The 13,384-nt window shown below is 50.5% G+C and carries 12 protein-coding genes and 1 pseudogene; 3 read left to right on the top strand and 10 right to left on the bottom strand.

All coding sequences use genetic code 11. From position 1 onward, the window contains the following. Positions 1-43: 43 nt before the first annotated feature. Positions 44-907: a LysR family transcriptional regulator gene (locus J4685_RS07465; protein ID WP_001270765.1), complete on the bottom strand. Its 864-nt coding sequence runs from the start codon at positions 905-907 to the stop codon at positions 44-46. A 103-nt stretch (positions 908-1,010) separates the two neighbouring features. On the opposite strand from J4685_RS07465, the gene J4685_RS07460 reads away from it, so the two are divergent. Both J4685_RS07460 and J4685_RS07455 read left to right on the top strand, forming a co-directional pair. Continuing rightward, the gene (locus tag J4685_RS07460; protein WP_001519547.1) at positions 1,011-1,466 is read left to right on the top strand and encodes a multidrug/biocide efflux PACE transporter; all 456 of its coding nucleotides are present in this window, start codon (positions 1,011-1,013) and stop codon (positions 1,464-1,466) included. Between the two features lie 141 nt (positions 1,467-1,607). Next, the gene (locus tag J4685_RS07455; RefSeq protein ID WP_000036837.1) at positions 1,608-2,837 is read left to right on the top strand and encodes an amino acid permease; all 1,230 of its coding nucleotides are present in this window, start codon (positions 1,608-1,610) and stop codon (positions 2,835-2,837) included. A 30-nt stretch (positions 2,838-2,867) separates the two neighbouring features. Here the strand turns inward: J4685_RS07455 and rcnR are convergent, their stop codons facing one another. Then, complete coding sequence (gene rcnR, locus J4685_RS07450; protein ID WP_000019953.1) at positions 2,868-3,140, bottom strand: Ni(II)/Co(II)-binding transcriptional repressor RcnR; 273 nt, start codon at positions 3,138-3,140, stop codon at positions 2,868-2,870. 128 nt (positions 3,141-3,268) lie between these two features. Here rcnR and J4685_RS07445 point away from each other — a divergent pair, with 128 nt between their 5' ends. Then, positions 3,269-4,099: a nickel/cobalt efflux protein RcnA gene (locus J4685_RS07445; protein WP_023211730.1), complete on the top strand. Its 831-nt coding sequence runs from the start codon at positions 3,269-3,271 to the stop codon at positions 4,097-4,099. Positions 4,100-4,313: 214 nt separating this feature from the next. On the opposite strand, the gene J4685_RS07440 is transcribed toward J4685_RS07445, so the two are convergent. From J4685_RS07440 to J4685_RS07405, 8 genes and pseudogenes are all read right to left on the bottom strand, one after another. Beyond that, complete coding sequence (locus J4685_RS07440; protein ID WP_000134790.1) at positions 4,314-5,072, bottom strand: hypothetical protein; 759 nt, start codon at positions 5,070-5,072, stop codon at positions 4,314-4,316. Then, complete coding sequence (locus tag J4685_RS07435) at positions 5,059-5,571, bottom strand: CaiF/GrlA family transcriptional regulator (protein WP_000336254.1); 513 nt, start codon at positions 5,569-5,571, stop codon at positions 5,059-5,061. Before J4685_RS07435 ends, J4685_RS07440 begins: the two co-directional genes overlap by 14 nt. Positions 5,572-5,715: 144 nt before the next feature. Beyond that, a complete protein-coding gene (locus J4685_RS07430; protein ID WP_000141337.1) occupies positions 5,716-6,783 on the bottom strand; it encodes a hypothetical protein in 1,068 nt (355 codons plus the stop codon). Next, on the bottom strand, positions 6,780-7,523 hold the full coding sequence (stdC, locus tag J4685_RS07425; RefSeq protein ID WP_000798493.1) for a fimbrial biogenesis chaperone StdC: 744 nt from the start codon (positions 7,521-7,523) through the stop codon (positions 6,780-6,782). The genes J4685_RS07430 and stdC overlap by 4 nt, the downstream gene beginning before the upstream one ends. Before the next feature lie 40 nt (positions 7,524-7,563). Further along, positions 7,564-10,053 carry a fimbrial outer membrane usher protein StdB gene (stdB, locus tag J4685_RS07420; protein ID WP_000705499.1) on the bottom strand — a complete coding sequence of 830 codons (2,490 nt, stop codon included), beginning with the start codon at positions 10,051-10,053 and terminating at the stop codon, positions 7,564-7,566. A gap of 119 nt (positions 10,054-10,172) precedes the next feature. After that, positions 10,173-10,757: a fimbrial protein gene (locus tag J4685_RS07415; RefSeq protein WP_001244632.1), complete on the bottom strand. Its 585-nt coding sequence runs from the start codon at positions 10,755-10,757 to the stop codon at positions 10,173-10,175. Positions 10,758-11,474: 717 nt separating this feature from the next. After that, positions 11,475-12,107 carry a YfdX family protein gene (locus J4685_RS07410; RefSeq protein ID WP_000835265.1) on the bottom strand — a complete coding sequence of 211 codons (633 nt, stop codon included), beginning with the start codon at positions 12,105-12,107 and terminating at the stop codon, positions 11,475-11,477. Between the two features lie 46 nt (positions 12,108-12,153). Then, a pseudogene (locus J4685_RS07405) lies at positions 12,154-12,691 on the bottom strand (STM3031 family outer membrane protein). Between the last annotated feature and the right edge of the window lie 693 nt (positions 12,692-13,384).

The following is a 13,384-nucleotide window of genomic DNA, read 5'->3' as shown; positions in this document are numbered from 1 at the left end:
TTTTATCACAAAGGAAATGACGCTGATTTGGCGGTGACGCAGCTTATTTCTGCTGCAAATGGTAGCGAAGCCAGTTCCCCGCCGTTCCGGGCGGCGTCTTCTTGTTCCACAGCAAATCAATAGCAATCGCCCTCGGCCAGCCAGGAACATCCAGCTGCGCCAGCGGTTTTTCCGCCGCAAACTCTTCCACCAGCGCGCAGGGCAATACGCACCAGCCAAATCCCTGAACCGCCATGCTCAACAGTAATAAATAGTTTGGCGCTGACCAGGCCGGGCCGCGCGTAATGTTGGCGTTAGATTCAAGGTAGGTATTCAGACGCAGCTCGCGCCAGGTATGCAGTTGTTCCCATTGCAGGTTCGTCTGCGACGCCAACGGATGCGTGGTCGCCACATAAACTCCCATCCAGCTTTGAACAGGCAGACGCGTCGCGCCAATGTCTGTGGGATAGTCATCACGCGCTTCAATCAGGCCTATCTGGGCGCGCCCTTTTTGCAGCAGGTCGATGACATCATCATTTTCTCCGATCAAGCATTCAAACTCGGTATGCGGAAATTGACGATCAAACTGCGCCATTAACTCTTCCAGACTGTCAGGGTGCAGGGTATCAGAGAGGACGAACGTGAGCCTTGCCTCCGTCTCGCCGGATAACGTCAGCGCCACCTCATCCAGACGGTCGCTCGCCGATAAAATACCCTGAACATAGCTAAGCACCCGTTTTCCTTCTTCGGTCAGAACGGGCTGGCGCGATGATCGATCAAATAATGAAAATCCCAGATCCGCCTCCAGATGCGCAATGGCGGTACTAATGGTGGACTGGCTTTTACGCAGGCGGCGCGCCGCCGCAGAAAACGAGCCGCAAGAGACGGCCTCAACAAATGCCATTAACGCTTCAGGTGAGTAACGCATAACCTATCTACTTTATCGATGGATTTTATCTTTTAGGTATCATATTAAACGATAAAATAGCGGAAATTTCTTTAATTTGATTAAGAGTAAGGTTTTTTCATTTATGCAACATGACGCCATACAACGTCGCTCGCTGCCGGAGCGTATTTTCCATGCTGTCTGTTTTGAAGGTATTGCGACTGCGATACTGGCGCCAACGACCGCCTGGCTAATGCAGCGCTCGGTGCTGGAGATGGGCGGCCTGACGATATTGCTGGCAACGACGGCCATGATCTGGAATATCATTTATAACGCTCTGTTTGATCGACTGTGGCCTGCGCATCAGGTGAGACGAACCGCCAAAGTGCGCGCACTCCATGCGTTAGGATTTGAAAGTGGGTTTATTGTCATTGGCGTGAGTATTGTCGCCTGGGTACTGAATGTCAGCCTGCTACAAGCATTCACCCTGGAAATTGGTTTCTTCCTGTTCTTTTTGCCGTACACGATGCTGTACAACTGGGCATACGATGTTTTACGCCAACGAATAGTGACCCGCCGCCAACAGCGCGTTAGTGCATGATATTGCTCTTTTTTGCCGGGATCGCAACGCTCCCGGCCCTCCTCCTCCACGACATCCATCTGCTTAAAACGCCCCCAACTGACGCTATTTATGGTAAATTGCGCTTCTTTTTGTGTGTTTTATAGTTGATAAATTCAAATAATGTCTAAAATTTGGTCAAAAGATGAGACTCTCTGGAGTTTTGCATTATACGGAACGGCTGTAGGCGCAGGCACTCTTTTCCTTCCCATCCAGTTGGGATCGGCAGGCGCAATCGTGCTATTTATTACCGCGCTGGTCGCCTGGCCTCTAACATACTGGCCGCATAAGGCGCTGTGTCAGTTTATTCTTTCCTCAAAGACTTCTGCAGGTGAGGGAATTACTGGCGCCGTTACTCATTATTACGGCAAGAAAATCGGCAGTATTATTACCACGCTTTATTTCATTGCGTTTTTTGTCGTGGTATTAATTTATGCTGTGGCGATTACCAATTCCCTGACAGAGCAATTAGCGAAGCATATTCAGATAGATATTCGCATCCGGATGGCAGTTAGCTTCGGCGTAGTACTTATCCTGAATATGATTTTCTTAATGGGAAGACATGCCACTCTTCGCGTAATGGGCTTTTTAGTCTTTCCACTTATCGCTTACTTCTTGTTCCTTTCGCTCTACTTAACCGGAAGCTGGCAACCCTCGTTACTGACCGGGCAGATGTCTTTGGATAGTCACACGTTGCACCAGGTATGGATTTCTATTCCGGTGATGGTTTTTGCTTTTAGCCATACGCCCATTATTTCGACGTTTGCCATCGACAGACGGGAAAATTTTGGCGATCAGGCCATGGATAAATGCAAAAAGATCATGAAGGTCGCCTACCTGATTATCTGCCTGAGTGTGCTGTTCTTTGTCTTTAGCTGCCTGCTCTCCATTCCGCCGTCATACATTGAAGACGCGCGCAACGAAGGCGTTACCATCCTTTCCGCGCTCTCGATGATGCCCAATGCGCCGGCCTGGCTCTCTATTTCCGGTATTATCGTTGCCGTCGTGGCCATGTCGAAATCTTTCCTCGGCACCTATTTCGGCGTCATTGAGGGCGCAACCGAAATGGTAAGAACCACCCTACAGCAGGTTGGCGTGAAAAAAAGCCGGGCGTTCAATCGCGCGCTGTCTATCATGCTGGTCTCCGGGATTACGTTTATTATTTGCTGTATTAACCCGAATGCCATCTCTATGATTTATGCTATTAGCGGCCCGCTCATTGCGATGATTCTGTTTATTATGCCCACGTTGTCAACGTACCTGATACCGGCATTGAAACCCTACCGTTCAGTAGGCAATTTCATTACGTTGGTCGTCGGTTTACTTTGCGTATCGGTGATGTTTTTCGGCTAAAGTAAAAGATAGCCGGGATATAACTCCCGGCTATTTTATATAAGAATCCAGCACCTTTAATATTACGTCCAGATCTTCTTCACGTCTGGCTTCATCACTCTGATGAACGATATGCTCGGTCAGATGCCCTTTAATCACCTCACGCATTAAGCCATTTACCGCGCCGCGAATCGCCGCGATCTGTTGTAACACGGCCGCGCATTCATGCGGTTCATCCAGCATTTTTTTTAGCGCTATCACCTGTCCCTGAATCTTGCTGGTTCTGGCTTTAAGCTTTTGTTTGTCCCGGATGGTATGTGACATTGCAACACCTCACTAACATTAACGAATACAAATTATAGCATTACGATGCTACTGAGGGGTAGTATTACATACTGGGGGGGGGGGGGAGTAGAATGACGCCCCACATAAAACAACTAAGAATCATTCTCATGGGTGAATTTCCGACACTTCTTCAGCAAGGAAACGGCTGGTTCTTCATTCCCAGCGCCATTTTATTAGGTATTTTGCACGGGCTTGAACCAGGGCACTCCAAAACTATGATGGCGGCTTTTATCATTGCCATTAAAGGTACGGTTAAACAGGCTGTCATGCTCGGTCTGGCAGCAACGCTTTCTCATACCGCGATCGTCTGGTTAATCGCTCTGGGTGGGATGTATCTTAGCCGGGCATTCACCGCACAATCAGTGGAACCATGGCTGCAGTTAATTTCTGCGATCATTATTCTGAGCACCGCGTGCTGGATGTTCTGGCGGACATGGCGAGGCGAGCAGCAGTGGCTGGCGGGAAACCACCATCACGACCATGACCATGACCATGACCATGACCATGACCATGACCATCATGGCCACATACATCCGGAAGGCGCAACGTCAAAAGCGTATCAGGATGCCCATGAACGCGCCCATGCTGCCGATATTCAACGCCGTTTTGATGGTCAAACAGTGACTAATGGACAGATCCTGCTGTTCGGACTGACCGGAGGGCTTATCCCCTGTCCGGCTGCGATCACCGTTTTACTGATTTGTATCCAGCTTAAAGCGTTTACGCTGGGCGCCACGATGGTGCTGAGCTTTAGTCTTAGCCTGGCATTAACGCTGGTGACGGTAGGCGTGGGCGCGGCGATAAGCGTTCAACAGGCAGCAAAGCGCTGGAGTGGTTTTTCGACGCTTGCCCGGCGGGCGCCCTATTTTTCGAGCATTCTGATTGGTCTGGTCGGCGTGTATATGGGAATTCATGGCTATACCGGGATCATGCAGTAAATATGTAACGCTTCTGCTCAGGCCGTATCATTCACTTCGGGTTTCATTCCAGAAGCGTTTTTACTTATCAAACGGTATGAAAGGCCATACATTCAGCGTCCCGCCTGAATAATGATCTGTGTTTTACTTCACGACACCACAGGCAAAACATGCCCCACCGCCACCGGGTGTAGCCGGCGTTTCAGTGTTTCTGGATAGGGTCGCCGGAGGCGGGTTATTGCGGAGCGATAAACGGAGTTCGCTGCAGTGATTTACAAAACCGGGTACCAAACAGCAGTTCCCGTAATCGGTTCCGCATTCCCAGCTTCACCAGTAACCGGTATTTGTCCTGCCAGATTTGCTTCTCCTGCGTATTCAGCCTTCCACACAACGCTGACAACCTTCCCCGTCCACGGTAAACTTCCTGAAGCAAGCGTAACTGGGCCAGGCTCACTCCACATGCCAGTATCTCCCGGTGCATCAACTGGTCCATATAGTTCATCAACCGCTTCGGATTGTTAAATATCGGCGGCACTTCCAGAAAGCCCGTCACTGGCTCCGGAGATAACAAAAAGGCGTCCAGCGCTCCTGTCCTGCGCAAGCGTGCGCCCCCGGCCCACTGTTCATCCCGCCGCCACCGAATAAGTATCTCCGCCAGTTCCGGCTCCAGCAGCGCCGGGATGCCGCCGTATACCTTCAGTACCACCCGGTCGCTGAAAAACAACTCATCGCTGATAATCATAACCGGGTAGTCCGGCAGTATCTGTCTCAGGGAATAGAACAAAAAGAGATGTTCACGGGGACGCAGACACAGTATCAGTATGGCCTCCGGTTTCCGACGTAATTGCTGCAACAGAACAGGCTGCCTGTATGCGGTTTCACAGTTGCAGCCCGGCATAAATCTCCGGACCAGGTGTGCCACGGCGATCGTCACCGGCCAGCAGTCACCGTAAACGATAATCTGCCGGGCCGGTATCCGGTTATGTTCCGTCATCCTCATCCTCCTTCTTTTTCAGGATCTTCCCCGCATTTCTGTTACTGCACAGCCGGTTCCACAGTTCATTTGCCATCGACCTGTCACCATTACCGACCCGGCGTTTTGATACCGGCGGCGGTCCGGCTTTTTCACGACGCGTGGACGGGGTGGGACTGTCAAGAACCCGGATAACATAAATCTCATAGCGTCGTGCTTTATTGGGCAGGGTCTGGTGACGGCAGATGCTGACCACCCGCGATGTTTTGCTTCGCAGATAGGCAATCAGGTAGCTGGCCCGTCTGGCCGTGATGTGAAACGCCTCTGCTATCTGGTTACGCTGAACCCAGTTCTGCTGCAACAGGCACCAGTGTGCCACGATGATATACAGGGGCTCGCCGGCATACTGGCGGACACTTACCGGAATAAAACAGGCATCATGGTTGGTCTGTCCGGGATAATGAATATCGTTACCTGGGATAAGGTACTGCTTTTTTGCGTGTGTATTATCAGGGCACATAAAACCTCTCCATAACTGGGTAAATAATTTTCCGGAGGTGAAGAACAGCTCTTAAATAGTATTTATTATTAATGTGGGTTTATTCGGGATTAGTTCCCCGATAACTCAGTCAGCTCTTTTATTTTTATTATCTGTCACCCCCGATTAGTTATAGGTAACAGTAACGGGTATTGCAGCAGAAAACTTTCCTGTCTTTACACTTCCCCCCGGGGTCGGGGTTATTACTGCAGTATATACCTTCGACACATTACCGGTGACAGTTTCTGTAATAGTAATATCCCCCAATACTTCTTGTTTATCAAAAGTAATCTCTTTTCCTTTATCATCTTTTATTGAAAGCCGGAGTCCATTAGGCTGACCTTTGTTGGGGCCATCCAGACTGACAAGATTCAGAGTTTGCCCGGTATCCTGTGTCAGCGCACCTTTCCCGAAGGTGATGGCCAGCGGGATCGTGAATTCCTGTCCCATAGCCGGTCGTAAAACCTGCCTGGCGATCACTGTAAAATTTGCCTGTCTGGTCTGTGAAGGTTCATAAGTCGTATAAATATGCCCAAAGTTGACCTGTAATGGAACAATGTCAACTTTACCCAATCCGTTTCTGAGAATTCTCACATTAAAACCAGATAAAACAAATCCGTTGTTTCTTTGAGCATAATTTACCGGAACAACATTCATCACATTATTTATACCGGAAAAAGTGTACACAGCACTGCTCTCTTTGTAGGCTGTCAGATATAAGAATTCCATTTTTACAGTTGCTGTTCGTGTCGTGAGCCCTGGAGGTAAAGGCTGTCCAAATTCCACTTTAGGCTCATTTCCTCCCTGCGATATCCCTTTAATATCGTCCCAGGTTAAGACAGGAGCGTCGGTAACGGACACCTGAAAACCCAGGCCCATACTGTCTAACTTTTTGGTAAAATCTCTGAAATAAGGCTGATTTAATAACAGTAAAGGTGGTTTACCTGAAATCAAAGATGATATATTACACGAATAAGTGAACTTCTGAGTTATTGTGCTGACAACTGTCCCCGGACCCGGGGTGTAATTATCGTTTGTTATATTTATGTTTTTAAAATTAATATTCTGACCAGAGGTAATGATACATTCATTCAGGCTTGGCTCAACCGCATACACTTTAGTCACACATAAAGAGCACAACATCATCACCAGCACGGTCAGTTTTGTTTTCAGATTAAAAATCCATTCTGTCATGATGTCGCCCCTGCGTCCTTAAACGCGCAGTTCAGGGCATCGCAGGCGTAGCGGTTCATCTGCAGTCCACCGTAATCATCAATATACCCCACCCACAGCGTCCGGGTTTCTGCCGGCAGAACAGCCTTTAAAGGCAGGCTCCCCAGGGGCGGCACCATCACGCCCTCGCGGAAACCGCTGAGCCTGTGGCTACGGTCTGCTCCCAGCCACGCCACAGTGATGTAGTACGGCGTCGGGTTTCTGAGGGTCAGATGTCCCGCATTTCGCTCAGCAGTCAGCTTTCTTTCCGGCTGGTCACTGCTGCTTCTGATAATGGCTTTCGGACGGTAAAACAGTTTCAGCTGGCTCTGCATGGCCAACTGCAGGACGTTGTCGTCTTCCGGCTTCGGGGGAACGCCCCGCACGTTAAACCAGAACAGTGTTTCTCTGTCCTGAGGGAGCTTATCTGTCAGCCCACGAACCTGGGTAATGCGGACCTGGGATTTCTGTCCGGCATCAATACGCTGCAGCGGCGGCAGCGCCATCAGCGCATCGGTTCTCACCCCGTCAGCGTCCGTCACCCAGGACTGCGCCAGGAACGGCGTGGTTTTGTCATCGTTATTCAGCGTGATGGCCACCGTTTTCTGTGGCGCATCCATGATAATACGGGTCCGGTCGACATTGACGGCCGCCGGGCTGCACTGGCTCCATGCTGCCGCCAGTGCGAGTAAAATCACACGGCTTCTTCTGCTGTTTTTCACCTGTTTTCTCCGTTAGTCCTGCTCTGTGACAGGGATATTTTTATCTGCAGGGCAGTAACAGCGGCCCCCGGCTAAGTGTCACCGTTTCCGGCAGGGTGAGTCGGCACTGCACCCGGCCATCCCAGGACACGTTCAGGGTCCGGCGGTCTTCCCCGCTGAGGCCTGTCAGGTAGGCCAGACCGTCATCTCCGACCATCCCCGCGGTTCTGCCGGTTTTCCCGGACACTACCAGAGCGCCAAACGGTGGACTTGCGCCATCAGCCAGCCGGATATGACCGAGCACCTGCGCCCCCTGGCTGGCGTCAATCTTCCGGTAGCCCACCGCGCCCTCCGTCAGCACCTGGCTGACGACGGAGCTGCTGACGTCCACGTCCTCCGGCAGGGCGGCCACATCAACCGAAATATCGCTGCGGCGATAGCTGCTGCCGGCGCTCACCACGCCCACCCCGAAGCGGTTGGTCACCCCGCTGTTGCCGTTCACCGGCACACCGGCCACGTCTCCGGTATCTATCATCATGCGAGGCTCATTCCCGGCCATCGACTGGCTGAAGGCGGCGCCGTGGGCGGTGGCGGTCACCGAGCCGTACCAGCTCAAGCCCAGGCTGCGGTACTGTCCGGGCTGCAGGGTGGCGTCCGCTGCCGCCTGCCCCCACGGCAGACGGCTCTGCACGCTGCCGCTAAAGCTGCTGTTACTGCCGGTGTCATAGCGGTTATGACCGGCGCTGATGTTCCATGTGGTATCCGGGTTATGGAAATCGCTGTAATTCACGGTCTGCTGCAGGCCGCCCCGGTTATCCTTCTGCACGCTGTAGCTCACCTGGCGGCTGTCGCCCCACGGGATACTGATGGTGGCGTAGACCTGGTTCTGGCTCCCCCCGCCGGTGTACTGGTTACGGGCAAACGACACCGAGGCCGAGAGCCCCTGAAGGTCGCCGAGACTGAACACTTTGTTGAAGCTGAGCATGTAGTTATTGTTGGACTGCGCATTCCAGTAATTGAGCCGGCTTACCGAGAGGGCCGCGCTCATATTGAGTACCGGAACGGACTGGCTGTAAGTCACGGTGTAGCTTTGTTTTTCATGCCATGCATCGCCGCCGTCGGTGGCCCGACGCTGCAGGTACTCCGGCATGGACAGAAAATGGCGGTCCGAGAAGCGGTATCCGACGAACGCCAGGGTACTGCCGGTTTTATCAAACGTTTTGGCATAGTTGATACGGTAGCTGTAACCGGACTGCTTCTTCCCATGCGGCAACCGCGCATCTGAGCGGGTGACGTCCGCAGACAGAGCGCCCAGCAGCCCCATATTCTGGCCGATCCCGAGCGCTGCGGACTGGTAGTCGCCGGTGGAGGCAATGAGGCCGCCATACAGCGACGTGTTGTTAAATGCTCCCCAAGTGGCCTCCCCGAGCAGAAAGTCAGGACTGACCGTGCTGTTGTTATGCGTCCCGCCGTACAGCGGACGTCCGGCGGCCACCTTATAGCGAACCTGTCCCTGGCGTGCTATAAAGGGGACGCTGGCCGTGTTGACCTGCCATGTCCGGACGCTACCGTCGCTTTCCCGGACGCTGACATCCAGGTTGCCGCTGATATTCTGGCTCAGGTCGGGAAGCTCAAAAGGCCCCGGTGACACTCGGGTCTGGTACAGAATGCGGCCATTCTGGCTGACGGTAACCTGTGCATTACTGTTCGCAATGCCGCTGATTTTCGGGGCATACCCCTGAAGAGAGGGCGGTAGCATGCGCTCATCGCTGGTCAAAGTGAGCCCGGCAAAGCGGAAGGAATCAAAAATAGCGGAGCTGAGGTACGTCTGTCCGAGCGTCAGTTTTGAGCGCAGTGCTGGCAGGGCACGGAACAGATACGTCTGCGGTAGATAAAAATCGGACTGTGATGCGCCCTGCCCACTGTCAAAACGGCTGTACTGGTAATCGCTCCGCAACCGCCAGGCGCCGAGATTAAACCCGGCGGTGCCGTAGAGGCTGTAGCTGGTAGAGGTCTCCCCCTGCTGCGGCATATAGCGGTTGGCCATCAGGCTGTAATCGAGCAGGCCGGCGGTGACGCCGTCGCTCCAGCGTGAAGGAGGCACCCAGTCCGGGTCCTGATAACGCATCCAGGCCTGGGGGATAATGAAGGTCAGACGCTGATTTTCAGCGCTGTACCGTACCTGACTGTCAGCGGAGCGCAGCTCAAGGCATTGCCCGTCCGGGATACCGGTAACGGGTTTCAGGCCATGAATAATCTTATCCTTAAGACCCAGCATGGCCACCATGTCTGTTGTCACACAGATGACGGCCGCGTCGCGTCCGGCAACCGGTACAACTCTGACCGGATACTGTTCCCGTACCGGCTGGTCATTGAGCCAGATATCGAGAATATAGTTACCGGGCGCCACATACCCCTCGCGGCTGAAGGCCGTGAGGTCCACGTTGGACAGGTTCCCGCTGTCCAGCAGGCTGGCATTGAACTCCGTGGCCTGCGACTTCAGGACGGAAAATGTCAGGGTAATCAGAATGGCAAGCCGGGTAATTTTCATGGCATGGCGCTTTCGTGTTGTCGTCCGTGTAACAGACAGCCCGCAGGCATGGTCAGATATAAAAGCCGTCCGAACCCCTCTGTGGACGGCTTCTCCCTGTCGTTATTTACCGCATAAAATCACAGGTATTTCAGGGTGTAGGTGACAGATGCGGTGAAGTCACCGGGCGTGACGCCATTATCCAGTGCTATTAGCCGGGCATAGAAGTTGAGTTCGTTGTTTCCGGCCTGCAGTTGCTGAGCGTCGCCCTCCGGCATCTGGGTGTTGGGCTCGATAATTGCGGTGTTGTCACTCTTCAGTAGCTGGACACCAACATGCTGTGCGCTGCCGCTGGTGGTGTAAGCCTTTTTCGCGACATTGGCTTCGCCAGAGAAAGAGACGGTCACTTTGGACATTTTCCCTGCGGAGCCAGATGTGTCCGGGATATTCGGATCGAAAGCACAGTTCTGCAGATGAATGGTGAACGGTTTTGATTCCGTAGTTGCGTCGGCGGTATTCAGTTTACGGTAAGAAATCTGTCCAAACGGAACGGTGATCGCATCGTCGCCCGGTGCGATATCACAGGGTGGGTTGGTGATGGTACCAGTGAAAAGAATTTTACCTGAGCCGAACGGGCCTGCTGTGGGAGTAGTATCGGCGGCAAATACAGAAGCGCCATACATCATACCGGCAGCCGCCATGGCAAGTATTATTTTATTACGCATAGATAATATGTCCTTTGGGTGAATGAGAATTATTTTGCAAAGGCTGAAAACAACTCTGAGGGTATTAATGAAAGCGTTCAGAAAAGATTCGTATGAATAATAAACGCCTGGTGTTAAACGAAGCACCTGAACTTTCCATCGAAAAATATTGATTTCAGCTAATGCCTAATCAGTTGTAATAAAATTCTTATTCAAATTAAAACAATAAAAATATATCGATACGATCGATGATTATGATCGTAATTTAAGAATAATCATCAAAGAAATACTTTTTAATGTAATTATAAGCGGGTGAATACCTTACAGACAGATATTCGCAGCGGACATGAAATATTTTGTAATATATTATCTGGAATGTATGTTTTGCTTTTCCATTACACTGGATATTTACAAAACATAATACTAATCATATATAACAATGAAATTACTGGTAGCATAAAAACTGGATATAACGCAAGTAAAAGGCATTTAATTCCAAAACATTAACTTAATAAATCATTATGAACCATCATAAGTGGAAGGAATAAAAAATAATAAATGAAATGATATTCTTCTGTATTTGTGATGGGCATCACAATAGATATAAATGCAGGTACCCTGACATTTCTAAACTTCGCGGATGAAATTTAAAAACAATGCCGACAGCAAAGAACAAACTGGTAATAGCTGTCAGACATAATGCTGCCTGCTGTAATGTATACAGCAGGCTGGGGGATATTAATGCGCGGCGTCGTGCTGCACGGAGTGCGTGGGTGATTCCTGAACTGACTGAGAGTCTACAACTATGCCATCCTGAGCTGATTTCAGTAACAGACCTGCCTGATAGTATTTTCCTTCGTTCATCAAGGAAAGCGCTGTGGTCACATCCTTACGGGTTTGCTGAAGAGGAATGAGTTCCTGATTTTCAATAACACTGACGCCTGCTAGTTTCAGGGCCTCTATAGTTCCTTTTTTATCTCCTTCTTTCATTTTCTGGTTTGCTTTATTAATAGCATCATTTTTCTGGCCCGCAGGGAGATAATCTTCTGCTACCGTAATCGATGAATTTATCCGAATATAGTGGTCTCCTTCAACTGGGGCTTTTTTATCTGATTTGACATACAGATTCCAGTCAGTGCTGTCATCGTTCAGGAGTTTTTCTGCTTGCGCAGCCAGTTGTTCCGCCTTTTGGGTGCGACCATTAAACAACTCGAATCGCGACATTCCGATATCACGCATGGCCTGCCAGGCCTGTCCGGATATCTTGTCATTATTCAGAGTAACGTTATCAGTCATGTTTGTTGCGGCCATAATATTTCCTGAAAACAGGATAACCATCAGCGCAACGCCTGGCATAATATGGCTTTTCATAATCCATCATCTCCACAAAGTAACATTTTTTATCGGATTATCCTATTCAGAACCGGTAACCCACGCCAAGATTAAAACCATTGCTATTAAGGCTTCCGCTGTTATGGGTAGCATCAAAAATCCGCGCCCTCATAACCCAGAGTTATAGCGACATTACTGACCGGGGTATAAGCCACGCCAGCAGAATAACCATATCCGACCTTACTGTCAGACTCATTTATCCCGTGATCACGCTGATGCAATAATACGGGGCCCACTTGACTATACAGACTTAACTGGTTATTTATTTTCCACGAGGGGCCTGCAAGCAGGGAGTAATAACGGGTTGTTACACGACCATTACTGCTTTCATCGGAATAGCGCTGGCTTCCATTTAGCCAGGCAAATGAGGTTGTCAGCCCCCAGTCCGGTGACATTTCATAGTTGTTTGCCAGCCGAACCCCACGCAACGTCCCGGCGTGATTAGTATGGGGCTGGGCGTATCCAAGTGAAAATGTACTGGCATTATCGTCTGCCCATACCGGACTGGCTGCAGCAGACAGCAGAACAATACCGGCACTTCCGGCTAATAGCATTTTGTTCATCTTCTTCTCTCCGGTTATTTTTACCTGATGCCTTACTGGCATGTATTAAGTTAAAATCTTTCCGTGATAACAAACTATAAATAAATCTTTTAAATTATGAGCGCTGTTACGCCAGCAAATACCTTTATCTCCGGCTGTCGGGAGGCTATTCACGAAAATATATCCAGGCCAGAAACAGTATTTAATAATAAATAAACTGAAAAATAAAAACTGACAAAAATAGAAGTTCACTGATATATACCCAAAATAATTCGAGTTGCTTAAAGGCGGCAAGGGAGTGAGTCCCCAGGAGCATAGATAACGATGTGACTGGGGTGAGCGACAAATCTGCCGGGAGCAGATTTGAACGTCGCGTGCGACGGCCCGTCAGGGCGAGGCCCATGGATGGACTGAGTAATCCGTAGCCAACACATAAGCCACTTGAAGTATGAAGGGTATATAACGGGAAAGAAGGCATATCGGCCTGGTAAATCAACGTCTGTGACTTAGTTGCAGGAAACGGCTATGGTGAGGGGGGGGCGGCAGTTATCGGGCAGTAACGGCATTGTTCAGTGAGTATCCAGGAAACAATAAATATCCTCCGGCATAGCCGGAGGTTTTTCAGATGCGCCTGTAAGGCTCTCTTACCAGCCGCGCCCTAACAGGCGCATACGATCTGACATTTGCATCAAACTTCGTTACTTACGGCCCGTA

Source organism: Salmonella sp. 32100201201700099SM (assembly GCF_017572645.1).
Classification (GTDB): Bacteria; Pseudomonadota; Gammaproteobacteria; order Enterobacterales; family Enterobacteriaceae; genus Salmonella; species Salmonella enterica.
This window is presented reverse-complemented; position numbering and strand designations above follow the sequence as displayed.